This is a genomic window from Pseudomonas sp. MAFF 730105 (assembly GCF_055380705.1).
In genome coordinates this window covers 1,301,508-1,325,988 of the sequence record NZ_AP018438.1, presented here as the reverse complement: position 1 = coordinate 1,325,988, position 24,481 = coordinate 1,301,508, and the positions used below count along the sequence as shown (strand labels likewise).

Here is a 24,481-nt window from a genome sequence, read left to right as displayed (position 1 = left end):
TGCGATGTCCTTCCTTCCCCATCGTCCGTGACGGGTGTGTCTGTCCGTCGACACAGGACTGATATTAGTGTTTTCCCCAGCGAGCGCAATTCATCCGAAGCGGCCGACAGCACCTGTCATGCTTCGTTCATCTATTTAAATTCCCATTTAAATCAACAAGATACTAAAAATGAACAGCCTTGATTGTCGTCTGTCCCCGGCCACGAGAAACCGAACGCTTACACAACACTAGGCAAAAGCTTACAAGCCGAGCCGGAAACACGGCAGGAACGGAAACAGCCCTCCCAGAAACGGCAAAGCCCCGAACCAGTCGGGGCTTTTCCTGCTGCACTTGCCGGGTTGCTATTGGAACAGCGACTCGCTCGAGAGGCCGTTCTTCTCCAGGATCTCGCGCAGACGCTTGAGGCCCTCCACCTGAATTTGCCTCACTCGCTCGCGGGTCAAGCCGATTTCCAGGCCTACATCTTCCAGGGTGCTGCTTTCATGGCCACGCAGGCCAAAGCGGCGGATCACCACTTCACGCTGCTTGTCCGTCAGCTCCGAAAGCCATTGGTCGATGCTCTGGGACAAGTCGTCATCCTGAAGCAGTTCACAAGGGTCCGTAGGGCGCTCGTCAGTCAGGGTGTCCAGCAGGGTCTTGTCCGAGTCCGGCCCAAGTGAGACGTCCACCGAGGAAACCCGCTCGTTGAGCCCAAGCATGCGCTTGACCTCGCCTACCGGTTTCTCCAGCAGGTTGGCGATCTCTTCAGGTGAAGGCTCATGATCGAGCTTCTGGGTCAGCTCACGGGCGGCCCGCAGGTAGACGTTAAGCTCCTTGACCACATGAATCGGCAACCGGATGGTGCGCGTCTGATTCATGATCGCCCGTTCGATGGTCTGGCGGATCCACCAGGTGGCATAGGTCGAGAAGCGAAAGCCTCGCTCGGGGTCGAATTTCTCGACGGCGCGAATCAGCCCCAGGTTGCCCTCTTCGATCAGGTCCAGCAGCGAAAGCCCACGATTGACGTAGCGTCGGGCGATTTTCACCACCAGGCGCAGGTTGCTTTCAATCATGCGTTTTCGACCGGCCGGATCACCGCTTTGCGACAGGCGCGCAAAATGAACTTCTTCCTCAGGGGAGAGCAGCGGCGAGAAACCGATTTCATTGAGGTACAGCTGAGTGGCGTCCAGCGCCCGGGTGTAATCGATGTACTTATGTTGTTTAAGTGAAGCGGAGTGTCTGGATTTGGCACGAACGGAAGGAGGAGACGCTCCCTCATCATTCGACATCGAATCCATAGCGATGCCGGTCTCCATCAGGAGAACCTCATCGTCGATGTCAAACTCCGGCACTTCTTTACTGAGAGCCATTGTTATAGTCCTTTGGTGAGTTCGACCTCAAGCTCAAGCGACGCCTTTATCCTTGGCAACGCTGGAGCCTGTTCCCTCTACGTGACGGAACAGGCTGACAAGCAAATCAACGACGTGGCAGGAATTGCAGTGGATCTACCGGTTTACCTTGTCGGCGAATCTCAAAGTGCAGCTTCACCCGGTCTGTACCTGTTGACCCCATTTCGGCAATTGTCTGTCCGACCTTGACCTGCTGCCCCTCCCGAACCAACAGCCTGCGGTTGTGACCGTAGGCACTGACGTAGGTATCGCTGTGTTTGATGATCACGAGTTCGCCGTAGCCCCTCAAACCACTCCCGGCGTACACAACCGTGCCATCAGACGCGGCTAAAACAGGCTGTCCCAAATCCCCGGCGATATCAATTCCTTTATTCAAACTACCGTTTGAAGAGAATTTTCCAATGAGAACGCCATTAGAAGGCCATCCCCAGCCCGTCGGGGCGGGGCCTGCCGGAGGCAGGGGAGCAGGTGCCGGTTTGCTCGCGACGGACGGTACTGTCGTCGTTGCAGCCCCGACCGGCCGGCGAATGACGGTGGTTTTGCTCGACGACGAAGGCGTCGAATCCGACTGCGTGACGACCGCCGTGGGCGTTGAACCGCTGCGACCATCGAAGCGAATCGTCTGACCTGGATGAATCGTATAAGGCGCAGGAATGTTGTTCCGCTCTGCGAGGGACTTGTAGTCCCAGCCGTAGCGAAAAGCGATGGAAAACAGAGTATCGCCACGACGGACTACATACTGGCCAGTCGTTACTGTAGGACGCTGCGGTGCAGCATTGTTGTTGCGATCGACAACCCGGACATTACCCGACGGTGTACTGGAACAACCGACCAGCAAGGTACTCAAGACAAGGCCAGTCACCAGGCGCTGAAAGCTCGTGATACCCATACGCTGCGCAATGACTGTGAGACTCACCCGCCGCTCCCTTTGTGGTGGCTGAAAAATTGGAAATTGCCTGCCCAGGCAGACACGATGCAAGTATAACGGGGCGCGACCGCGCTTCTATTAATGAAGCGCCAAGCGCTGTCGCACACGTTTGCTCGACGCCATTGAGTCCGGTTCGGCACTGGGGTGCCGCTGTAAGACACAACCCGCGCCTCGGAATTCAGCGTCCGTTTATAAATGCTCAGGCCAATGGCCCGTTGAGCAGCGGCACGAACCGCACAGCCCCCAGGACATGTCGTGAAAAACCGTGTTCTTCACGCACGATCAACATCAATTGCTGAACCTCACCGGACCCCACTGGAATGACCAACCGGCCACCGGGGGCAAGTTGATCCAGCAGGGCCTGGGGTACATCGGTGGCTACCGCGGTAACGATGATGCCGTTATAAGGCGCCAGCGCTGGCCAGCCTTCCCAGCCATCGCCCCAGCGAAACACCACGTTGCGCAGGTTCAACTCAACCAGGCGCTCCTTGGCGCGATCCTGCAGCACCTTGATCCGTTCCACGGAAAACACCCGCTCCACCAGTTGCGACAACACCGCCGTCTGGTAGCCCGAACCGGTACCGATTTCCAGCACCTTGTCCAACGGCCCCGCCTCCAGCAGCAACTCGCTCATGCGGGCCACCATATAAGGCTGGGAAATGGTCTGGTTGTGGCCGATCGGCAACGCCGTGTCTTCGTATGCGCGATGGGCCAGGGCTTCATCGACGAACAAATGCCGAGGCGTGCGGCGAATCACTTCCAGTACCTGTGCGTTGGACAGGCCTTCTTCATAGAGCCGCTGAATCAGTCGCTCCCGGGTGCGCTGGGAGGTCATGCCGATCCCCCGGCGCAGCATATCGTCTTGCTCACGCATCAACGCAGCCCCTCCAGCCAGCCATCGAGGCTTCGAAAGGCATCGTTGAAGGTCCGGTCGAGCTGCAACGGGGTAATCGAGACATACCCCTGCATCACTGCATGGAAATCGGTGCCCGGCCCACCATCCTCCGCATCGCCGGCGGCGGCGATCCAGTAACCGGCCTTGCCTCGCGGGTCGACCACATGCATGGGTTTAGCGGCGCGGGCACGATGGCCCAGGCGCGTGAGCTGGATGCCACGGATGTGATCGAGGGGCAGGTTCGGGATATTCACGTTCAGCACCGTGCGCGGCGGCAGGTCCAGGTCGCCATGGGCTTCTACCAGCTTGCGGGCAAAGTAGGCGGCGGTAGGCAAGTTATCGACCTGCCGGGAAACAAACGAAAAGGCAAACGACGGCTGCTCCAGGAAGCGACCTTCCAGGGCGGCGGCGACCGTACCGGAATAGAGCACGTCATCTCCCAGGTTCGCGCCCAGGTTGATGCCCGAGACCACCATGTCCGGCTCGCGCTCCAGCAGGCCATTGAGGCCCAGGTGCACGCAATCGGTGGGGGTACCATTGAGGCTGATGAAACCGTTATCCAGATAACAGGGGTGCAACGGACGGTCGAGCGTCAGCGAGCTGCTGGCGCCGCTTTTGTCCTGGTCCGGGGCGATCACCACGCACTCGGCAAAATCCGCCAGCGCAGCATAGAGCGCGGCAAGACCGGGTGCTGTCACCCCGTCATCGTTAGAAATCAGAATACGCATGGGCTGTCCGTCTGCCCCACCGGCACCAGATCGACGAGTTCGCGCACCAAGACAGTGGCGAAACATCCGGCCGGCAGGACGAATTCCAGTTGCAGAATGTCTAGCGAGGGATAATGCCACGACAGCCCGCCAATGGGCAGTCGCAGGATGCGACGTTCGTGACTCATTCCTGCGTTTACTAACCAATCGCGCAAATCCGCTTCGCGCTCGGCGACGGCCTGTTCCAGATCGTGGATCACACCCAAGGCCGGCGAAGGGCCTTCGCCCCACTGTGGCCCGGTGGGGTGCAGATCGAGGATCGCCAGGCGCGGATCGTTGCATTCGGCTTCACCGGCCGGGAAAAAGCTGCGGCTGTCGGTGAAGGCCAGCAAGTCGCCCACTTGGGCTTGTTGCCAGGTACCGTCGGCCACCCGGGCCGCCAATACCCGGTTGAACAGGAAACTACGGGCTGTCGACAACAGCCGCGAACGCACATTGCGTTGCTCCGGCAGGGCCTTGCGTGCCGCCCACGCGCGGGCATCGACGACGTTGCCGCCATCATGGCCAAAGCGCTGGGCGCCGTAATAGTTGGGGATGCCGTGGCGGACAATCTGTTGCAGGCGCGCGTCGATGGCCGCCGGATCGCCCTTGAATTGGGTCAGGCGCAAGGTGAAACCATTGGCCGAGTGCGCACCGCGCTGCAGCTTGCGCCTATGGCGCCCGGTCTTGAGGATTTTCAACGTGTCGTTCTCTGCCGCCGACAGGTCCGGATCCGCCTTGCCCGGCAATTGGACACTGAACCATTGCCGGGTCAGGGCCTGACGGTCCTTGAGCCCGGCGTAGCTGACGGTGCGCAGCGGCACGCCGGCCGCCTTGGCAATTCGCCGGGCCGCTTCCTCGGTGTTCAAACCGCGCTTTTCGACCCAGATCCACAAATGCTCGCCATCGCCGGTCAACGGGATGTCGAGCACTTCATCGACCTGAAAATCTTCAGCGGTAGCCTTGAGCACCGCGCTGCCCAGCGACTCGCCATAGGCACGCGGCCCCAACAATTCCAGTTCGGTCATGGGCGCAGCAACAAGGCAACGGAATGGACGGCAATGCCTTCTTCGCGACCGACGAAACCCAGCTTCTCGGTGGTGGTGGCTTTCACGTTCACCTGATCCAGCTCAACTTGAAGATCCTCGGCAATCAACTGGCGCATGGCCTCGATGTGCGGTGCCATTTTCGGCGCCTGGGCAACAATGGTGTTATCGACATTGCCGACCTTCCAGCCCTTGGCGTGGATCAGCGAGACCACATGGCGCAGCAGCACGCGGCTGTCGACGCCCTTGAATCGAGGATCGGTGTCGGGGAAATGCTTGCCGATATCGCCCAGGGCCGCCGCACCGAGCAGTGCATCGCTCAGGGCGTGCAACAGGACATCACCGTCAGAATGCGCGAGCAACCCGAAGCTGTGTGCGATACGCACGCCGCCCAGCGTAATGAAATCGCCTTCAGTGAAACGGTGAACATCGTAGCCGTGGCCAATACGCATAAAAAAACGCCCTGATTTCTGTCAGGGCGTGATTCTACCTGCATTAGACGTTTAGAGCGCGTGCATGATGTTGCAGATGGTCATCAATGAAACTGGCGATGAAGAAGTAGCTGTGGTCGTAGCCCGGTTGCAGGCGCAACTCCAGGGGATGACCCGCAGCCTTCGCCGCCTGTTGCAAGGCTTCAGGCTTGAGCTGGTTGGCCAGGAAATCATCACGATCGCCCTGATCCACCAGCAACGGTAGCTTCTCGTCAGCCTCGGCAATCAGCGCACAGGCATCCCATTCACGCCATTTCGAGCGGTCTTCCCCCAGGTAACGGGAGAAGGCTTTCTGACCCCATGGGCAATCCATCGGATTGTTGATCGGCGAAAAGGCCGAAACCGAACGGTAACGTCCCGGGTTGCGCAAGGCGCAGACCAGCGCGCCATGGCCGCCCATGGAGTGACCGCTGATGCTGCGCTTGTCCGACGCCGGAAAATGCGCTTCGACCAACGCCGGCAATTCCTGCACCACGTAGTCATACATCCGATAGTGCCGCGCCCAGGGTTCCTGGGTGGCGTTCAGGTAGAATCCAGCGCCCAGGCCGAAGTCCCAGGCGCCGTCCGGATCACCCGGCACGTCGGCGCCCCGTGGGCTGGTGTCCGGCGCGACGATGATCAGCCCCAACTCGGCGGCCATGCGCTGGGCACCGGCCTTCTGCATGAAGTTCTCGTCGGTGCAGGTCAGCCCGGACAACCAATACAGCACCGGCAACTTGCCGCCCTGCTCGGCTTGCGGTGGCAGGTACACGGCAAACACCATGTCACAGCCGAGCACTTCGGAGCGGTGCCGGTAACGCTTGTGCCAGCCGCCGAAGCTTTTCTGGCAGGAGATATTTTCGAGGTTCATAACTTCACCTCAGCTCCAAGCTCCAAGCTGCAAGCCGCAAGAAAAAGCACCGCGCTTCACTTGCAGCTTGTAGCCTTTAGCTTGCAGCTGCTCTTAAAAATGAATGACGGTACGGATGCTCTTGCCTTCATGCATCAGGTCGAATGCCTTGTTGATATCTTCAAGACCCATGGTGTGGGTGATGAAGGTATCCAGCGGGATCTCGCCCTTCTCGGCCATTTCCACGTAGCTGGGCAACTCGCTGCGACCGCGTACGCCGCCAAACGCCGAACCGCGCCAGACGCGGCCCGTCACCAGTTGGAACGGACGGGTAGCGATTTCCTGGCCGGCACCGGCCACGCCGATGATCACCGACTCGCCCCAGCCCTTGTGGCAGCACTCCAGTGCCGCACGCATCAACTGGACGTTGCCGATGCACTCGAAGGAAAAGTCCACGCCGCCGTCGGTCATGTCGACAATGACTTCCTGGATCGGACGGTCGAAGTCCTTCGGGTTGACGCAATCGGTGGCGCCCAACTGCTTGGCAATCTCGAACTTGGCCGGATTGATGTCGATGGCGATGATGCGCGCGGCCTTGGCTTTCACGGCGCCGATCACTGCCGACAGGCCGATACCGCCCAGGCCGAAGATGGCCACGGTGTCACCCGGTTTGACCTTGGCGGTGTTGATCACCGCGCCGATACCGGTGGTGACGCCGCAACCCAGCAGGCAGACCTTTTCCAAGGGTGCTTCTTTCGGGATTTTCGCAACGGAGATTTCCGGCAACACGGTGTACTCGGAGAACGTCGAGGTCCCCATGTAGTGGAAAATGGTTTCGCCCTTGTAGGAAAAGCGCGAAGTGCCATCTGGCATCAGTCCTTTGCCCTGCGTGGCGCGAATGGCCTGGCAGAGGTTGGTCTTGCCCGACTTGCAGAATTTGCACTGGCCGCATTCCGGCGTGTACAGCGGGATCACGTGGTCGCCGACCGCGACCGACGTCACGCCCTCGCCGATGGCTTCGACGATCGCACCGCCTTCGTGGCCGAGGATCGACGGGAAAATGCCTTCCGGGTCGGCGCCCGACAGGGTGTATGCGTCGGTATGGCAAACACCGGAAGCCACCACACGCAACAGCACTTCACCCGCCTTGGGCATGGCGACGTCGACTTCAACGATTTCCAGGGGTTTCTTGGCCTCGAAGGCAACGGCAGCGCGCGACTTGATCATCCGGTCTCTCCATCAAATAAAAACAAGACCGGGAGTGTAATCCGCCTCAGGACGATGAATAATCCAATCAAAAGCAAAACATTATTGCTATACAGGGATAATCCATGTCCGATAACCGCTGGGAAGGAATCGACGAATTCGTCGCCGTGGCCGAGTGCAGCCAATTCACCGCCGCTGCCGAACGCCTCGGGGTTTCGTCCTCGCATATCAGTCGACAGATCGTACGGCTTGAAGAACGGCTACAGACCCGATTGCTCTATCGCAGCACCCGTCGGGTGACCCTGACCGAGGCCGGGCAAACCTTTCTGCAGCATTGCCAACGGTTGCAGGATGGTCGCGAGGAAGCACTCCGGGCAGTGGGCGACCTCACCAGCGAACCCAAGGGCATGTTGCGAATGACCTGTGCGGTGGCCTATGGCGAGCGGTTCATCGTGCCGCTGGTGACACGGTTCATGGGGCTTTACCCGCAATTGCGGGTAGACATCGAACTGAGCAACCGGCCCCTTGACCTGGTCCACGAAGGGCTGGACCTGGCGATTCGCCTCGGTCGCCTGCAGGACTCTCGTCTGATTGCCACGCGCCTCGCACCACGTCGCATGTACCTGTGCGCCTCACCGTCTTACCTGGAACGGTATGGCCGGCCCCATAGCTTGTCGGAATTGAGCCGCCATAACTGCCTGATCGGCAGTTCCGACCTCTGGCAACTGGAACAGAACGGGCGGGAATTTTCCCAGCGCGTACAGGGAAACTGGCGCTGCAACAGCGGCCAAGCGGTGCTGGAGGCGACCTTGCAAGGGGTCGGGTTGTGCCAGTTGCCGGATTACTACGTGCTGGAGCATCTGCACAGCGGCGCGTTGATCTCGTTGCTGGAGGCGCATCAGCCACCGAACACGGCGGTGTGGGCGTTGTATCCACAGCAACGGCATCTGTCGCCGAAGGTGCGCAAGCTGGTGGATTACTTGAAGGAAGGGCTGGCTGAGCGACCGGAGTACCGGGGATGAAGCCAGTGTTTCAGGGCCTGGGCAATAGCTATCGCGAGCAGGCTCGCTCCCACAGTGGATCTTAAATCGACAAATATTCTGTGTACGACAGAAACCCTTGTGGGAGCGAGCCTGCTCGCGATGGCGATTTCACTCAGTGGCGATAAGCCCAACGCTGGCGCAACCACTCCAGGTCTTCGGGACGGGTGACCTTGATGTTGTCCGAGCGCCCCTCGATCAACCGAGGTGCCTGCCCCGCCCACTCCATGGCCGAAGCCTCATCGGTAATCACCGCATCCGCCACCAGGCTGTCGGCCAACGCCCGATGCAAGGCACCAAGGCGAAACATCTGCGGTGTATAGGCTTGCCAGATCACGCTGCGATCAACGGTTTCCACTACACGGCCGTGCTTGTCGACGCGTTTGAGGGTATCGCGCGCCGGGACGGCCAACAGGCCACCGACCGGGTCGTTCGCCAGCTCGCCGAGCAGGGTGTCCAGATCGTCCCGGGACAGGTTGGGCCGGGCAGCATCATGCACCAGCACCCAATCGTGATCGTCGGCGCCCTGGGCATGCAGGTGCAGCAAGGCATTGAGCACCGAATCCGAACGCTGCGCGCCACCGTCCACCCGCTGGATGCGAGCGTCGTCGGCACAAGCCAGGGTCGGCCAGTAAGGATCATCGTGTGCAACGCAGACCACGACGCCCTTGACGGTCGGATGATCGAGGAAACAGCCGAGGCTGTGTTCGAGAATTGTGCGCCCGCCCAGTTGCAGGTATTGCTTGGGACGGTCCGCGGCCATACGGGCTCCGACGCCCGCGGCAGGAATCACGGCCCAGAAGGCCGGCAATCGGATACTCATTGGGCCAACTGGTAGAGGGTTTCGCCCTCCTTGACCATGCCCAACTCATGACGAGCCCGCTCTTCAACGGTCTCCATGCCTTTTTTCAGCTCCATCACTTCGGCGTCCATCACCCGATTACGCTCCAGCAATGCCTCGTTCTCGGCATGCTGGTCGGCAATCTGCTGAGTCAGGTCGGCCACTTGCGCCAGGCTGCCATTACCCACCCACAGGCGGTACTGCAGGCCGGCCAGCAACAGGAGCAAGACAAGAAACAACCAATTGGGACTGCGCATCGAATATCAGGTATCCAGTGAAAAAAGACCGCCATGCCAAACTTTGAAACGTCTGATAGCACGAAGCCTGGAAGAACCAGGCTTGTGCTTCATAAGGCATCAGATTAGAAGCAAAACCGCCGCTATAGCGACTTTTGCGACCTAACCCGCTGTCTTTTTACCATTTACCGCTTAACCGCGAAACTCGGCACGACCGTTGTACTTGGCCTTGCCGTTCAACTGCTCTTCGATACGCAGCAGTTGGTTGTACTTGGAAACGCGGTCCGAACGGCACAGCGAACCGGTCTTGATCTGCCCTGCCGCAGTGCCCACGGCCAGGTCGGCGATGGTCGAATCCTCGGTTTCACCGGAACGGTGGGAGATCACCGCAGTGTAGCCGGCGGCCTTGGCCATCTGGATGGCTTCCAGGGTTTCGGTCAGGGTGCCGATCTGGTTGAACTTGATCAGGATCGAGTTGGCGATCTTCTTGTCGATGCCTTCTTTCAGGATCTTGGTGTTGGTCACGAACAGATCGTCGCCCACCAACTGGGTTTTCTCGCCGATCTTGTCGGTGAGGATTTTCCAGCCGGCCCAGTCGGACTCGTCCAGGCCGTCTTCGATGGAGATGATCGGGTAGCGCTCGGTCAAGCCCTTGAGGTAGTCGGCAAAACCTTCGGCAGTGAACACCTGGCCTTCGCCGGACAGGTTGTACTTGCCGTCTTCGAAGAACTCACTGGCGGCGCAGTCCAGGGCCAGGGTCACGTCGGTGCCCAGCTTGTAGCCGGCGTTGGCCACGGCTTCGGAGATGACTTTCAGCGCGTCTTCGTTGGACGCCAGGTTCGGTGCGAAACCGCCTTCGTCGCCAACGGCGGTGCTCAGGCCACGGGCCTTCAGCACAGCCTTGAGGTGATGGAAAATCTCGGTGCCCATGCGCAGGCCTTCGGAGAAGGACTTGGCGCCCACCGGCTGGACCATGAACTCCTGGATGTCGACGTTGTTGTCGGCATGCTCGCCGCCGTTGATGATGTTCATCATCGGAACCGGCATCGAGTAGACGCCCGGCGTACCGTTGAGGTTGGCGATGTGGGCGTACAGCGGCAGGTCCTGGTCCTGGGCGGCAGCCTTGGCGGCGGCCAGGGAGACGGCGAGGATCGCGTTGGCGCCCAGAGTGGCTTTGTTCTCGGTGCCGTCGAGCTTGATCATGGCCAGGTCGAGGGCTTTCTGGTCGGCAGGATCCTTGCCCAGCAACAGGTCACGGATCGGACCGTTGATGTTGGCAACGGCCTTCAGTACGCCCTTGCCCAGGTAACGGCTCTTGTCGCCATCACGCAGCTCCAGCGCTTCGCGCGAGCCAGTGGAAGCACCGGACGGCGCGCAGGCGCTGCCGATGATGCCGTTGTCGAGAAGCACGTCCGCTTCAACAGTGGGGTTGCCACGGGAGTCGAGAACTTCACGACCTTTGATGTCGACGATTTTTGCCATTGTTGTAAACACTCCAAAGTTGACGAAACGCTGTGGGAGCACGACTTGCCGGCGATGGGAGCCTCAAGGGCGCCATCGCTGGCAAGCCATGCTCCCACAAGAGCAGTGCGGCCAGCGGGCCAGAGCGATAATCGAGCGGTACTTTACCGGAGAAAACCGCGTTACGCGGTTTCTACCGTCGGAAAACTCTTGACCAGCTCGTCCAACGCCTTGAGCTGAGACAGGAACGGCTCCAGCTTGTTCAGGCGCAAGGCGCAGGGGCCGTCGCACTTGGCGTTATCCGGGTCAGGGTGGGCCTCGAGGAACAGGCCCGCCAGGGACTGGCTCATGCCGGCCTTGGCCAGGTCGGTCACCTGGGCGCGACGGCCACCGGCGGAGTCGGAACGGCCGCCAGGCATCTGAAGCGCGTGGGTCACGTCGAAGAACACCGGGTATTCGAACTGCTTCATGATGCCGAAGCCGAGCATGTCCACCACCAGGTTGTTGTAGCCGAAGCTCGAACCGCGCTCGCAGAGGATCAACTGATCGTTCCCGGCCTCTTCGCACTTGCTCAGGATGTGTTTCATTTCCTGGGGCGCGAGGAACTGGGCTTTCTTGATGTTGATCACCGCACCGGTCTTGGCCATCGCGACCACGAGGTCGGTCTGGCGCGACAGGAAGGCCGGCAACTGGATGATGTCGCAGACCTCGGCGACGACCGCGGCCTGGTCAGGCTCATGGACGTCGGTGATGATCGGCACGCCGAAGGCTTGCTTGATGTCCTGGAAGATCCGCATGCCTTCTTCCAGGCCCGGGCCCCGGTAAGAGGTCACGGACGACCGGTTGGCCTTGTCGAAGCTGGCCTTGAAGACGTAAGGGATACCCAGTTTCTGGGTCACCTTGACGTACTCCTCGCAGACCTGCATCGCCATGTCGCGGCTTTCCAGCACGTTCATGCCGCCGAACAGCACCATGGGCTTGTCGTTGGCAATTTCGATGTCGCCAACGCGAATGATCTTCTGGGCCATCGTCTTATGCCTTTTTCTGGTGTTGAGCCAAAGCGGCCTTCACGAAACCGCTGAACAGCGGATGACCGTCCCGTGGTGTCGAGGTGAACTCGGGGTGGAACTGGCAAGCCACGAACCATGGATGATCCGGGGACTCGACCACTTCGACCAGCGCGCCATCGCCGGAGCGACCGGAGATTTTCAGGCCGGCTTCGATCAGTTGCGGCAGCAGCTTGTTGTTCACTTCATAACGATGGCGGTGACGCTCGACGATCACATCCTTGGCGTAGCAATCGTGCACCAGGGAGCCGGCTTCGAGCAGGCATTCCTGGGCGCCGAGGCGCATGGTGCCGCCCAGGTCGGAGGTTTCGGTCCGCACTTCCACGGCACCGGTGGCGTCTTCCCACTCGGTGATCAGGCCCACGACCGGGTGACCGCTGGCGCGATCGAACTCGGTGGAGTTGGCGTCCTTCCAGCCCATCACGTTACGGGCGAACTCGATGACCGCCACTTGCATGCCCAGGCAGATACCCAGGTACGGCACCTTGTTTTCGCGAGCATACTGGACAGCAGTGATCTTGCCTTCCACGCCCCGCAGGCCGAAGCCGCCCGGGACGAGGATCGCATCGGCGCCTTCGAGCAGTCCGGTGCCCTGGTTCTCGATGTCTTCGGAGTCGATGTAGCGCAGGTTGACCTTGGTGCGGTTGCTGATACCGGCATGACTCATCGCTTCGATCAGCGACTTGTAGGCGTCCAGCAGTTCCATGTACTTGCCGACCATGGCGATGGTGACTTCGTGCTCAGGGTTGAGCTTGGCATCGACCACAGCGTCCCATTCGGACAGGTCGGCGCCGGCGCATTGCAGGCCGAAACGCTCGACGACGAAATCGTCCAGGCCCTGGGAGTGCAGGATGCCCGGGATCTTGTAGATGGTGTCGGCGTCTTCGAGGCCGATGACCGCGCGCTCTTCAACGTTGGTGAACTGGGCGATCTTGCGGCGCGAGGAGATATCGATCGGGTGATCGGAGCGGCAGATCAGCACGTCCGGTTGCAGGCCGATGGAGCGCAGTTCCTTGACCGAGTGCTGGGTTGGCTTGGTCTTGGTTTCGCCGGCAGTGGCGATGTACGGCACCAGCGTCAGGTGCATCAGCATCGCGCGCTTGGCACCGATTTCGAAACGCAACTGGCGGATGGCTTCGAGGAACGGCTGGGACTCGATGTCGCCCACGGTACCGCCGATCTCGACCATCGCCACGTCGGCGTCGCCGGCACCCTTGATGATGCGGCGCTTGATCTCGTCGGTGATGTGGGGGATGACCTGAATGGTCGCGCCCAGGTAATCACCACGACGCTCCTTGCGCAGCACGTGCTCGTAGACGCGGCCGGTGGTGAAGTTGTTGTTCTGGGTCATGGTCGTGCGGATGAACCGCTCGTAGTGGCCCAGGTCCAGGTCGGTCTCGGCGCCGTCGTGGGTGACGAACACTTCGCCGTGCTGGAACGGGCTCATGGTGCCCGGGTCGACGTTGATGTACGGGTCCAGCTTGAGCATGGTGACCTTAAGTCCCCGCGCCTCCAGGATGGCCGCCAATGAAGCCGAGGCAATGCCTTTCCCCAATGAAGAAACAACACCGCCCGTGACGAATATGTAGCGCGTCATGAAAAACCCTAGAAGTCTGCGTTAAAGCGGTCCGAGCCGCCGGGGAAAGCGAAGGAAGGCCGAAGCCCCCGATCACCTGCATTAATCACAGTGCACCTTTCAAAAAAACCGCCGCGTTGGGACAGACCGGAAGAAAAATCACCGGTACGTTGCTCGCTACACATTTTTTGGAATCGCCCAGCAAAGACTGCTTGGTAATCGGCAACTCCTGCAATTCAGGCGAATCCACAGAAGTTGTATCAAGAAGGGAGCGTAGTCTACCGGAAAGCCCCTTTCAGCTCAAACCCAGATCTTGCTCCAATGGCTGCCAACGCAATTGCCAGGTGCCATCAGCGTCCCCGTCGAGCCCCGGCAGGTTGGCCACCGCCAGTAATAGCCCGTCCCGATACAACAGTGGCAATCGGCCGCGAACGAACGCCGGCAAGCCACTTTCATTGAGCAAACGCTTGAGATCCCGATGACCACGACTGGGCAACGCCATCAGCTCGCCGCCCTGACGATAGCGCACGCAAAGCCGACCGTCAGGGATTTTGCCACTGAGGGTCACCCGGCCATTGCCCGGCAGTCTCAGGGGATCAGTGGCCCGGGGCCATTCGACACGGCCCGAGACCGGTTGCAGCCAATGGTCGGATAACCACCAGACCCGCCTGCCGGCCCGGTGCAGCTCACCGCCGGCCAGACGCCAGATCGGCCGGGCATCGTCCCCGGCGTCACGCAATGAATCCCAACCGGCCCAGTGGTCGCTGTCGGGCAGCGTCGTCAGGGCCGCCAGCCAGTGGCTGATTGCATTGCGCTGGCGAGCGGCTGACAAGGCCTGCAAAGGTGCCAGCGCCAGGGATGGCAGTCCGAGCCAGTCAAACACGCCTGGGAACCTTGCATCGGCCAGATCGATCCGCGCCAGGTCATCCAGCAAACCCTGGGCTTCTGTCATGTGCGCAGCGCCACGGGCCAGGGTCGACGCAGCCTGGGGCCACTGTTCGGTCAGCAGCGGAAACACCCGCTGGCGCAGGTAGTTGCGCGAGTACCGATGATCGTTGTTGGACGGGTCTTCGATCCAGCTCAAGCCCTGCTGTTTCCCATAGGCTTCCAGCTCCCCGCGGGACACATCGAGCAACGGGCGCAGCAAACATCCCTGTCCGAGTGGACGCTGCCTCGGCATCCCTGACAGGCCCCGCACGCCCGCCCCCCGCAGCAAGCGAAACAGCAGGGTTTCAGCCTGGTCGTCGCGGTGCTGGGCGGTGAGTAGTACATCGTTGCCCTGGAGCGCCGCGGCGAAGGCAGCGTAGCGCGCCTCCCGGGCAGCCCGCTCAAGACTGGCGCCGGGGCGGACCTGGACCTCAACCATCTGCAACGGCACTCCCAGCGCCTCACACACCCGGCGACAATGCTCCGGCCAGGCATCGGCCGCAACCTGGAGGCCGTGGTGGACGTGGATAGCGCTGAGGGGGGGCAGTGTATGTGTGCTCGAGAGCGATGCGAGCAGGTGCAGCAGGACGCTGGAGTCGAGACCACCGGAGAAGGCGATGCGCCAGGCGTTAGCGTTGCGCCAGGGGGACAGTTGGGTGAGGAGCCGGGTGGGAAGATCCGCGCGGGTGTTCATAGGAATCAGCCTTGGCACAAACAACTGTGGGAGCGAGCCTGCTCGCGATAACGGTGTATCAATCAACTCATTTGTTGAATGTTAAACCGCTTTCGCGAGCAGGCTCGCTCCCACAGGGGTATAGCGTTCGAATCAGAGACCGTAGCTCATCAACCGCTCGTAGCGACGGGCCAGCAGCGCGTCGTTGTCGAACTTCTTCAGCATCGACAATTGCGAACTCAGCTCTGCGCGAATCAGCGCGGCAGCCGCCGCCGGGTCACGGTGAGCGCCGCCCACTGGCTCGTTGATCACTTTATCCACGATGCCCAGGCCTTTGAGACGCTCGGCGGTGATGCCCATGGCTTCCGCGGCGTCCGGCGCCTTCTCGGCGGTCTTCCACAGGATCGAGGCGCAGCCTTCCGGCGAGATTACCGCGTAAGTGGAGTATTGCAGCATGTTCAACTGGTCGCAGACGCCGATGGCCAAAGCACCGCCGGAACCGCCTTCACCGATCACAGTGGCGATGATCGGGGTTTTCAACCGGGCCATGACCCGCAGGTTCCAGGCAATCGCTTCGCTCTGGTTGCGCTCTTCGGCGTCGATGCCCGGGTAGGCGCCCGGGGTGTCGATGAAGGTCAGGATCGGCATCTTGAAGCGCTCGGCCATCTCCATCAGGCGGCAGGCCTTGCGATAGCCTTCCGGACGCGGCATGCCGAAGTTGCGACGGACTTTCTCGCGTACTTCGCGGCCCTTCTGGTGACCGATGACCATCACCGGCTGGTCGTCCAGGCGGGCGACACCGCCGACGATCGCGGCGTCGTCGGAGAAGTGACGGTCACCGTGCAACTCGTCGAACTCGGTGAAGATGTGATCGATGTAGTCCAGGGTGTATGGACGACGCGGATGACGCGCCAGGCGCGCGATCTGCCAGCTGGTCAGCTTGCCGAAGATGTCTTCGGTCAGCGTGCGGCTCTTGTCCTGCAGACGAGAGATCTCATCGCCGATATTCAGCGAATTGTCATTACCGACCAAGCGCAACTCTTCGATCTTGGCTTGCAGGTCGGCGATCGGCTGTTCGAAATCTAGAAAATTCGGGTTCATAGGCGTCCGTCTTGGGTCGACGTCCAAGAGAGCTTGGGCCGGCCGGTTGTCTATTCGCGCCCTACCTTAAGGGAGAGGCGCGTTCAGGTCGAGATTAAAAATTCGGGTCGCGGTCAGGGACACTCCAAGTCCAGGAGTGGCCCCCGGCCGTCAACGGTATTGGAGGAAGACGTTGTCTTTGCCGAACTGGTCACGCAAGGCTTGAATCAACGCATCCGCCGGATCGATCCGCCAGCCCTCGCCGAACTGCAGCACGGCCTTGGCATCGGGGCGCACGTACTCCATGGTGATCGGGCAGGCACCGCGATGGCGCTTGAACAACTCGCCCAGCCAGCGTAGCTGGTCGCCCTTGAGATCCTGGGTCTGCAATTTCAGACGCAGGCTCTCGGCCAGGTTGGTCCGGGCATCCTCCATGCTCATCACCCGCTTGACCCGCAGCCGCAGACCACCGGAGAAATCATCGTTGCTGACCTCGCCTTCCACCACCACCATCGCGTCGGTCTGCAACAGCGACTGCGCCGAGTGGAACGCATCGGCAAACAACGATGCCTCGATACGCCCGGAACGGTCGTCGAGGGTGATGAACCCCATCTTGTCGCCTTTTTTGTTCTTCATCACCCGCAGGGCGATGATCATCCCCGCGACCGTTTGCGTATCGCGAGCCGGCTTCAGGTCGATGATGCGCTGACGGGCGAAGCGGCGGATTTCGCCTTCGTACTCATCGATCGGGTGGCCGGTGAGGTACAGCCCCAGGGTGTCCTTCTCGCCTTTGAGGCGCTCCTTGAGGGTCAGCTCCTTGGCCTTGCGATGGTTGCCGTAGACGTCGGCATCTTCCTCGACGAACAGGCCGCCAAACAGATCGGCGTGGCCGCTGTCATGGGTGCGAGCGGTCTGTTCGGCGGCCTTGATCGCTTCTTCCATGGCTGCCAGCAGCACCGCGCGGTTGCGGTCGATGTTGGCCTGATAGGCCTTGGGCTCGTCATGGAAGTAGGGACCTAGCCGGTCCAGCGCGCCGCTGCGGATCAAGCCGTCGAGGGTGCGCTTGTTGATACGCTTGAGGTCGACCCGGGCACAGAAATCGAACAGGTCCTTGAACGGCCCATCCTGGCGTGCCTCGGTGATGGCCTCCACGGGGCCCTCGCCCACGCCCTTGATCGCGCCCAGGCCATAGATGATGCGGCCCTCGTCGTTCACCGTGAACTTGAACTCCGAAGCGTTCACGTCCGGCGCGTCGAGGCGCAGCTTCATGGTCCGCACTTCTTCGATCAGGGTCACGACCTTGTCGGTGTTGTGCATATCCGCCGACAGTACGGCGGCCATGAACGGCGCCGGATAATGCGCCTTCAGCCACGCGGTCTGGTACGACACCAGGCCATAGGCGGCAGAGTGGGATTTGTTGAAGCCGTAGCCGGCGAATTTTTCCACCAGGTCGAAAATGTTACCGGCCAGGTCCGCATCGATGCCGTTGTTCGCACAGCCCTCGATGAAGCCGCCGCGCTGCTTGGCCATCTCCTCGGGCTTCTTCTTACCCATCGCCCGACGCAACATGTCCGCGCCGCCAAGGGTGTAGCCGGCCATGACCTGGGCAATCTGCATCACCTGTTCCTGATACAGGATGATGCCGTAGGTCGGCGCCAGTACCGGCTTGAGGCCGTCGTACTGGTAATCCGGGTGCGGGTACGCCAGCTCGGCGCGACCGTGCTTACGATTGATGAAGTCGTCCACCATGCCCGATTGCAGCGGGCCCGGACGGAACAAAGCCACCAGTGCGATCAGGTCTTCCAGGCAGTCGGGCTTGAGCTTCTTGATCAGCTCCTTCATGCCGCGGGATTCGAGCTGGAACACCGCCGTGGTTTCGGCTTTCTGCAGCAGGCTGTAGGTCGGTTTGTCATCCAGCGGGATGAAGGCAATGTCCAGTGGCTCTTCACCGACCTTGGCCCGGTCGCGGTTGATGGTTTTCAGCGCCCAGTCGATGATGGTCAGGGTACGCAGGCCGAGGAAGTCGAACTTCACCAGGCCCGCCGCCTCGACGTCATCCTTGTCGAACTGGGTCACCAGGCCGTCGCCTTCCTCGTCGCAATAGATCGGCGAGAAGTCGGTCAGCTTGGTCGGCGCGATTACCACGCCACCGGCGTGCTTGCCGACGTTACGCACCACGCCTTCGAGCTTGCGGGCCATCTCCCAGATTTCCGCCGCCTCTTCATCGACCTTGATGAAATCCCGCAGGATTTCTTCCTGCTCGTAAGCTTTTTCCAGGGTCATGCCGACTTCGAACGGAATCATCTTCGACAGACGATCCGCCAGGCCATAGGACTTGCCCTGCACCCGGGCCACGTCACGCACCACCGCCTTGGCGGCCATGGAACCGAAGGTGATGATCTGGCTCACCGCGTTGCGACCGTATTTCTCGGCCACGTAATCGATCACCCGGTCACGACCGTCCATGCAGAAGTCGACGTCGAAGTCGGGCATGGAAACCCGTTCCGGGTTGAGGAAACGTTCGAACAGCAGGTCATATTCCAGCGGGTCGAGGTCGGTGATCTTCTGCACGTAGGCCACCAGCGACCCGGCACCCGATCCACGCCCCGGCCCTACCGGCACGCCGTTGCTCTTGGCCCACTGGATAAAGTCCATCACGATCAGGAAGTAACCAGGGAAGCCCATCTGGATGATGATATCCAGTTCGAAATTCAACCGGTCGACATAGACCTGGCGCTTGGCTTCGTAATCTTCGGTGGTGTCCTTGGGCAGCAGGACGCTCAGGCGCTCTTCGAGACCGTCGAACGACACCTTGCGGAAATACTCGTCGATGGTCATGCCATCGGGAATCGGGAAGTTGGGCAGGAAGTGCTTGCCCAGCTTCACTTCGATGTTGCAGCGCTTGGCGATCTCGACGGTGTTTTCCAGCGCCTCGGGCAGATCGCTGAACAGTTCGGCCATTTCCTCGGCGCTTTTGAGGTATTGCTGGTCGCTGTAGTTCTTGGGTCGGCGCGGATCATCGAGGGCTCGGCCCTCACCGATGCAGACGCGGGTCTCGTGGGCTTCGAAGTCTTCCTGCTTGATGAAGCGCACGTCGTTGGTCGCCACCAGCGGCGCCCCGATCTTGTCGGCCAGCGCCACAGCAGCGTGCAAGTGTTCCTCGTCGTTGGGACGGTTGGTGCGCTGCACTTCGATGTAGAAGCGATCCGGGAACACCGCCATCCACTCCCGAGCCAGCGTCTCGGCTTCCTCGGCATTGCCGCTGAGCAGGGCCAGGCCGATTTCACCTTCCTTGGCCGCCGACAGCATGATCAGGCCTTCGCTGGCCTCGGCCACCCACTCGCGCTCGATGATGATCGAACCGTTGCGCTGGCCATCGATGAAGCCACGGGAGATCAACTCGGTCAGGTTGCGGTAACCCACGGCGTTCATGACCAGCAGGCTGATACGGCTCAACGGTGCGTCCGGATCCTTGCTGGACAGCCACAGGTCGGCACCGCAGATCGGCTTGATCCCGCCGCCCATGGCGGTCTTGTAGAACTTGACCAGCGAACACATGTTGTTCTGGTCGGTGACCGCCACGGCAGGCATATTCATGCCCACCAGGGTCTTGACCAGTGGTTTGATCCGCACCAGACCGTCGACCAGGGAGTACTCAGTGTGCAGGCGTAGATGAACGAATGAAGCCGGCATAGTGATCCTGCGTTAAGTCATGAAAACAACAAGGCCCGGATTGTACCGGGCCTTGGGTATGAGTGGCGAATGCCCGTCAGTCGAAATACCGACCTTGTGGGAGCGAGCCTGCTCGCGAAGGCTGTGTATCAGGCCACATCAATGTTAGCCGTGCCGCCCTCTTCGCGAGAGAGCTCGCTTGCGCAGGGGATTGCACTTGGCTGAAGGGGACCCGCTGTTACCAAACCTTCACGCGCCTCATAAGCCAACCGCACCGGGGCAAACGAGCGCCGGTGGATCGGCGTTGGCCCCAGGCGCGCCAAGGCTTCCAGATGCACAGGCGTCGGATAACCCTTGTGGCCACCGATGCCATAGCCTGGGTAAATCAGTTCAAAGGCGCTCATTTCCCGGTCACGGCTGACCTTGGCCAGGATCGATGCCGCCGCGATAGCCGGCACCTTCGCGTCCCCCTGGATCACCGCCTCGGCGCGCATCGACAGTTTCGGGCAACGATTGCCATCAATCATCGCCAGTTTCGGCGTGATGTGCAGGCCTTGCACCGCTCGCTGCATGGCGAGCATGGTGGCGTGCAGGATATTCAGCTCATCGATTTCTTCGACCTCGGCCCGGGCGATGCACCAGCTCAGGGCTTTCTCGCAGATTTCGTCGTAGAGTTTCTCGCGACGGGCCTCGGTGAGCTTCTTGGAATCGTTGAGACCCAGGATCGGCCGGTTCGGGTCGAGAATCACCGCCGCCGTCACCACCGCGCCGCACAATGGGCCACGCCCTACTTCATCGACGCCCGCCACCAGCTCTTCGACTTCGGCGACCAGGTTGAAGTCCAGGCCCATCTGTTGCTTCGAATGCTTCATGGTTTGGCACCGATCAAGGTCAGTACCGCGTCTGCGGCCTGGTTGGAGGCGTCGCGACGCAACGTGCGGTGGATCTCGTCAAAGCCGCGGGTCTGTTCCTGGCCGCCGTCGATCAACGGCGCCAGCGTATTGGCCAGTGCATCGGCCGTTGCATCGTCCTGCAGCAACTCGGGCACCAGCAAACGCTGGGCCAGCAGGTTCGGCAGGGAGATGTAAGGACTCTTGACCATGCGCTTGAGGATCCAGAACGTCAGCGGTGCCAGACGATAGGCAACCACCATCGGGCGCTTGTACAGCAACGCCTCAAGAGTAGCAGTGCCGGATGCAATCAACACCGCGTCGCAAGCAGCCAACGCCTGGTGGGAGCGGCCGTCGAGCAGCGTGACCGGCAAATCGCGGCCGGCCAGCAGCGCTTCGAGCTGCTCACGCCGCTGCGCACTGGCACACGGCAAGACAAAACGCACGTCGGGACGCATCGCCCGAAGGCGCTCGGCGGCGTCGAAAAACAAACCACCCAGGCGACTTACCTCGCCGCCCCGGCTGCCAGGCATCAACGCCACCAGCGGCCCGTCGGACAAGCCCAACGCCCGGCGGGCATCCTCCCGGTCGGCTTCCAGGGGAATGGTATCGGCCAGGGTATGTCCGACAAACCGCACCGGAACACCCTTCTCCTCATAGAACCTTGCTTCGAACGGCAGCAGCGTCAGCATCAGGTCGCAACCTTCGCGAATCTTCAGCACACGCTTCTGCCGCCAGGCCCAGACCGAGGGACTGACGTAGTGCACGGTCTTGATCCCGGCCTGACGCAACTTGAGTTCGATGTTGAGGGTGAAATCCGGCGCATCGATGCCGATGAACACATCCGGTTTTTCGTCAATCAGGGTCGCAATCAATTTCTTGCGCCGAGCCAGCAGCTCTCGCAGCCGACCGAGCACTTCCACCAGCCCCATCACCGACAGGCGCTCCATCGGGAAATAGGACGTCAACCCTTCGGCCTGCATCAATGGTCCGCCGACACCGATGAACTCGACCGCCGGGTGCTGAGCCTTGAGTGCTCGCATCAGGCCCGCACCCAGGATATCGCCGGAAGCCTCGCCCGCCACCAGCGCAACACGCAAATTACCCATGGTCAGCGAGTGATGCCGCGGGTCGAAGACTGGATGGAATCGCGGAACACCGCGACTTCCGGGAACTGGGTCGATGCCTCGGTCAACTCGACGAGCGCCTGCTCGATGGTCAACCCCTGGCGATACACGACCTTATAGGCGCGACGTAATGCACTGATCGCATCTTCGCTGAAGCCACGACGACGCATGCCTTCGAAGTTCATGCTGCGGGCTTCGGCCGGATTGCCGAACACCGTGACATAAGCCGGGACGTCCTTGCCGATGGCGGTGCCCATGCCGGAAAAGCTGTGGGCGCCGATATGGCAGTACTGGTGAACCAGGGTGAAGCCGGACAGGATCGCCCAATCGTCCACGTGGACATGGCCGGCCAGCGCGGTATTGTTCACCAGGATGCAATGGTTGCCGATGACGCTGTCGTGGCCAATGTGGGCGTAGGCCATGATCAGGTTGTGGTCGCCCAGGGTCGTTTCGGAACGATCCTGAACGGTGCCACGGTGAATCGTCACGCCCTCGCGGATCACGTTGTGATCGCCGATGACCAGGCGGGTTTCTTCACCTTTGTATTTGAGATCGGGCGTGTCCTCGCCTACCGTAGAAAACTGGTAGATGCGATTGTGCCGGCCGATCCGGGTCGGTCCCTTGAGCACTACGTGCGGGCCGATCACCGTACCCTCGCCGATTTCCACACCTGCGCCGATAATCGACCAAGGGCCGACCTCGACATCGGCGGCCAGGACGGCCGTCGGATCGATGATTGCGCGAGGGTCAATCAAACTCATAGTTTGCGTTCCGCGCAAATGATTTCAGCGGAGCAGACAGGCTTGCCGTCGACCGAAGCCTGGCATTCGAACTTCCAGATCTGGCGCTTGCAACTGATGAATGTGGCTTCGAGGATCAGCTGATCGCCCGGGGTCACCGGCTGGCGGAAACGCAACTTGTCGGACCCGACGAAGTAGTAGAGCGTGCCGTCCGCGGGTTTCACGTCCATGATCTTGAAACCAAGGATTCCGGCAGCCTGAGCCATGGCCTCGATGATCAGCACGCCCGGCATGATGGGATGCGCAGGGAAGTGACCATTGAAGAACGGCTCATTGATGCTGACATTCTTGTAGGCGCGAATGCGCTTGCCCTCAACATCCAGCTCCACTACCCGATCCACGAGCAGGAACGGGTAACGGTGAGGCAGGTATTCGCGAATCTCGTTGATGTCCATCATTTCGGGGGGAAGCCTATGTAAAGATTGGGAGGTGCGCGGTAGACGCGCGCTCCGCTAGCAAATCAAGGAAGCCTGGCGGCCGTGCACACTTGATATGGAAATGGTATCAGCCATCTGATGAAGCATTACCGCCAGGGGTCACGTCCCCTACACGCTTTTCCACCTGTTTCAGGCGGCGCGCGATGTCATCGAGCTGACGGATACGGGCCGCGCTCTTGCGCCATTCGGCCGCCGGCTGCATCGCCGTACCGGAGGAATAGGCACCGGGCTCGGTAATCGAGTGGGTCACCATGGTCATCCCGGTCAGGAAAACGTTGTCGCAGATATCGATATGCCCCACCAGCCCCACGCCACCGGCGAGCATGCAGTGCTTGCCGATCTTGGTGCTGCCGGAGATACCCACGCAGGCCGCCATGGCGGTGTGGTCACCGACCTGGACGTTGTGGGCGATCTGGATCTGGTTGTCCAGCTTCACACCATTGCCGATGACGGTGTCAGCCAGCGCGCCGCGGTCGATGGCGGTATTGACGCCGATCTCCACGTCATCGCCGACAGTGACGCCACCGATCTGGGCAATCTTCTGCCAGATGCCCTTCTCGTTGGCAAAACCGAATCCTTCACCGCCCAGCACCGCGCCCGACTGGATCACCACCCGCTTGCCGATGCGCACATCGTGATACAGGGTAACCCGGGGAGCCAGCCAGCCACCTTCGCCGATCTCGCTACGGGCACCGACGAAACAATGGGCACCCAGCGTGACACCGGCACCGATCCGCGCCGCACTCTCGATGACCACGAAAGGACCGATGCTGGCCGTCGGGTCGACCACCGCATCCGCCGCAATTACCGCACTGGGATGAATGCCGGCAGCCGATTTGGGCTTGGGATCGAACAGATGGGAAATCCGCGCGTACGCCAGGTACGGATCGGGCACGATCAGCGCGTCACCGGCAAAACCTTCGGCATCGGCAGCCTTGAGCAACAGCGCCGCGGCCCGGCTATCGGCCAGGTATTTGCGATATTGAGGATTTGCCAGGAAGCTCAACTGAGCTGGGCCAGCCTCTTGCAAAGTGGCTAGCCCAGTAATTGCCTTCTCCGGGTCGCCACGCAGGGTGGCTCCGAGGAACTCGGCCAACTGGCCGAGTTTGATAGTCGCTGTCATG

Annotated in this window: 21 protein-coding genes and 1 pseudogene; 1 reads left to right on the top strand and 21 read right to left on the bottom strand. The window is 60.9% G+C overall.

Annotation, left to right across the window (positions count from 1 at the left end):
- Positions 1-342 precede the first annotated feature (342 nt).
- From rpoS to PCOSP_RS05750, 8 genes are all read right to left on the bottom strand, one after another.
- Positions 343-1,350, bottom strand: a complete 1,008-nt coding sequence (gene rpoS / locus PCOSP_RS05785) for an RNA polymerase sigma factor RpoS (RefSeq protein ID WP_041022899.1) — start codon at positions 1,348-1,350, stop codon at positions 343-345.
- A gap of 106 nt (positions 1,351-1,456) precedes the next feature.
- Positions 1,457-2,305 carry a peptidoglycan DD-metalloendopeptidase family protein gene (locus tag PCOSP_RS05780; RefSeq protein ID WP_139647388.1) on the bottom strand — a complete coding sequence of 283 codons (849 nt, stop codon included), beginning with the start codon at positions 2,303-2,305 and terminating at the stop codon, positions 1,457-1,459.
- A 211-nt stretch (positions 2,306-2,516) separates the two neighbouring features.
- Positions 2,517-3,152 carry a protein-L-isoaspartate(D-aspartate) O-methyltransferase gene (locus PCOSP_RS05775; protein ID WP_175361775.1) on the bottom strand — a complete coding sequence of 212 codons (636 nt, stop codon included), beginning with the start codon at positions 3,150-3,152 and terminating at the stop codon, positions 2,517-2,519.
- Between the two features lie 38 nt (positions 3,153-3,190).
- On the bottom strand, positions 3,191-3,940 hold the full coding sequence (gene surE / locus PCOSP_RS05770) for a 5'/3'-nucleotidase SurE (protein WP_464710515.1): 750 nt from the start codon (positions 3,938-3,940) through the stop codon (positions 3,191-3,193).
- The gene (truD, locus tag PCOSP_RS05765) at positions 3,928-4,986 is read right to left on the bottom strand and encodes a tRNA pseudouridine(13) synthase TruD (RefSeq protein WP_175361610.1); all 1,059 of its coding nucleotides are present in this window, start codon (positions 4,984-4,986) and stop codon (positions 3,928-3,930) included. The genes surE and truD overlap by 13 nt, the downstream gene beginning before the upstream one ends.
- Positions 4,983-5,456 (bottom strand): 2-C-methyl-D-erythritol 2,4-cyclodiphosphate synthase, encoded by a 474-nt coding sequence (gene ispF / locus PCOSP_RS05760; RefSeq protein WP_139647381.1) that lies wholly within the window; start codon positions 5,454-5,456, stop codon positions 4,983-4,985. The genes truD and ispF overlap by 4 nt, the downstream gene beginning before the upstream one ends.
- A gap of 43 nt (positions 5,457-5,499) precedes the next feature.
- Positions 5,500-6,345, bottom strand: a complete 846-nt coding sequence (fghA, locus tag PCOSP_RS05755; RefSeq protein ID WP_024779035.1) for an S-formylglutathione hydrolase — start codon at positions 6,343-6,345, stop codon at positions 5,500-5,502.
- A 93-nt stretch (positions 6,346-6,438) separates the two neighbouring features.
- Positions 6,439-7,551 carry an S-(hydroxymethyl)glutathione dehydrogenase/class III alcohol dehydrogenase gene (locus tag PCOSP_RS05750; protein WP_053182417.1) on the bottom strand — a complete coding sequence of 371 codons (1,113 nt, stop codon included), beginning with the start codon at positions 7,549-7,551 and terminating at the stop codon, positions 6,439-6,441.
- Between the two features lie 104 nt (positions 7,552-7,655).
- Here PCOSP_RS05750 and PCOSP_RS05745 point away from each other — a divergent pair, with 104 nt between their 5' ends.
- Entirely contained in the window at positions 7,656-8,552 is an 897-nt protein-coding gene (locus PCOSP_RS05745) for a LysR substrate-binding domain-containing protein (protein ID WP_024779033.1), read from the top strand.
- Positions 8,553-8,685: 133 nt separating this feature from the next.
- On the opposite strand, the gene ispD is transcribed toward PCOSP_RS05745, so the two are convergent.
- The 13 genes and pseudogenes from ispD to lpxD all read right to left on the bottom strand — a co-directional run bounded on the left by ispD (position 8,686) and on the right by lpxD (position 24,480).
- A complete protein-coding gene (ispD, locus tag PCOSP_RS05740) occupies positions 8,686-9,393 on the bottom strand; it encodes a 2-C-methyl-D-erythritol 4-phosphate cytidylyltransferase (protein ID WP_175385098.1) in 708 nt (235 codons plus the stop codon).
- A complete protein-coding gene (gene ftsB, locus PCOSP_RS05735; protein ID WP_024779031.1) occupies positions 9,390-9,668 on the bottom strand; it encodes a cell division protein FtsB in 279 nt (92 codons plus the stop codon). The genes ispD and ftsB overlap by 4 nt, the downstream gene beginning before the upstream one ends.
- Before the next feature lie 171 nt (positions 9,669-9,839).
- Positions 9,840-11,129 carry a phosphopyruvate hydratase gene (eno, locus tag PCOSP_RS05730; protein WP_024779030.1) on the bottom strand — a complete coding sequence of 430 codons (1,290 nt, stop codon included), beginning with the start codon at positions 11,127-11,129 and terminating at the stop codon, positions 9,840-9,842.
- A 161-nt stretch (positions 11,130-11,290) separates the two neighbouring features.
- Positions 11,291-12,136 carry a 3-deoxy-8-phosphooctulonate synthase gene (kdsA, locus tag PCOSP_RS05725; RefSeq protein WP_139647375.1) on the bottom strand — a complete coding sequence of 282 codons (846 nt, stop codon included), beginning with the start codon at positions 12,134-12,136 and terminating at the stop codon, positions 11,291-11,293.
- A gap of 4 nt (positions 12,137-12,140) precedes the next feature.
- The gene (locus tag PCOSP_RS05720; protein WP_024779028.1) at positions 12,141-13,772 is read right to left on the bottom strand and encodes a CTP synthase; all 1,632 of its coding nucleotides are present in this window, start codon (positions 13,770-13,772) and stop codon (positions 12,141-12,143) included.
- A gap of 274 nt (positions 13,773-14,046) precedes the next feature.
- A complete protein-coding gene (tilS, locus tag PCOSP_RS05715) occupies positions 14,047-15,372 on the bottom strand; it encodes a tRNA lysidine(34) synthetase TilS (protein WP_464710511.1) in 1,326 nt (441 codons plus the stop codon).
- A 132-nt stretch (positions 15,373-15,504) separates the two neighbouring features.
- Complete coding sequence (locus PCOSP_RS05710; RefSeq protein WP_024779026.1) at positions 15,505-16,452, bottom strand: acetyl-CoA carboxylase carboxyltransferase subunit alpha; 948 nt, start codon at positions 16,450-16,452, stop codon at positions 15,505-15,507.
- 150 nt (positions 16,453-16,602) lie between these two features.
- Complete coding sequence (dnaE, locus tag PCOSP_RS05705) at positions 16,603-20,124, bottom strand: DNA polymerase III subunit alpha (protein WP_175361615.1); 3,522 nt, start codon at positions 20,122-20,124, stop codon at positions 16,603-16,605.
- A 248-nt stretch (positions 20,125-20,372) separates the two neighbouring features.
- Positions 20,373-20,975, bottom strand: a pseudogene (gene rnhB, locus PCOSP_RS05700) (ribonuclease HII); the annotation flags it as partial.
- Positions 20,972-22,102 carry a lipid-A-disaccharide synthase gene (gene lpxB / locus PCOSP_RS05695; RefSeq protein ID WP_464710510.1) on the bottom strand — a complete coding sequence of 377 codons (1,131 nt, stop codon included), beginning with the start codon at positions 22,100-22,102 and terminating at the stop codon, positions 20,972-20,974. The pseudogene rnhB and the gene lpxB, both read right to left, overlap by 4 nt.
- 2 nt (positions 22,103-22,104) lie before the next feature.
- Positions 22,105-22,881, bottom strand: coding sequence for an acyl-ACP--UDP-N-acetylglucosamine O-acyltransferase (lpxA, locus tag PCOSP_RS05690; RefSeq protein ID WP_139647367.1), 777 nt, complete (start codon positions 22,879-22,881; stop codon positions 22,105-22,107).
- Complete coding sequence (gene fabZ, locus PCOSP_RS05685) at positions 22,878-23,318, bottom strand: 3-hydroxyacyl-ACP dehydratase FabZ (RefSeq protein ID WP_139647365.1); 441 nt, start codon at positions 23,316-23,318, stop codon at positions 22,878-22,880. Before fabZ ends, lpxA begins: the two co-directional genes overlap by 4 nt.
- Positions 23,319-23,424: 106 nt before the next feature.
- The gene (lpxD, locus tag PCOSP_RS05680) at positions 23,425-24,480 is read right to left on the bottom strand and encodes a UDP-3-O-(3-hydroxymyristoyl)glucosamine N-acyltransferase (RefSeq protein WP_139647363.1); all 1,056 of its coding nucleotides are present in this window, start codon (positions 24,478-24,480) and stop codon (positions 23,425-23,427) included.
- Position 24,481: the final 1 nt, after the last annotated feature.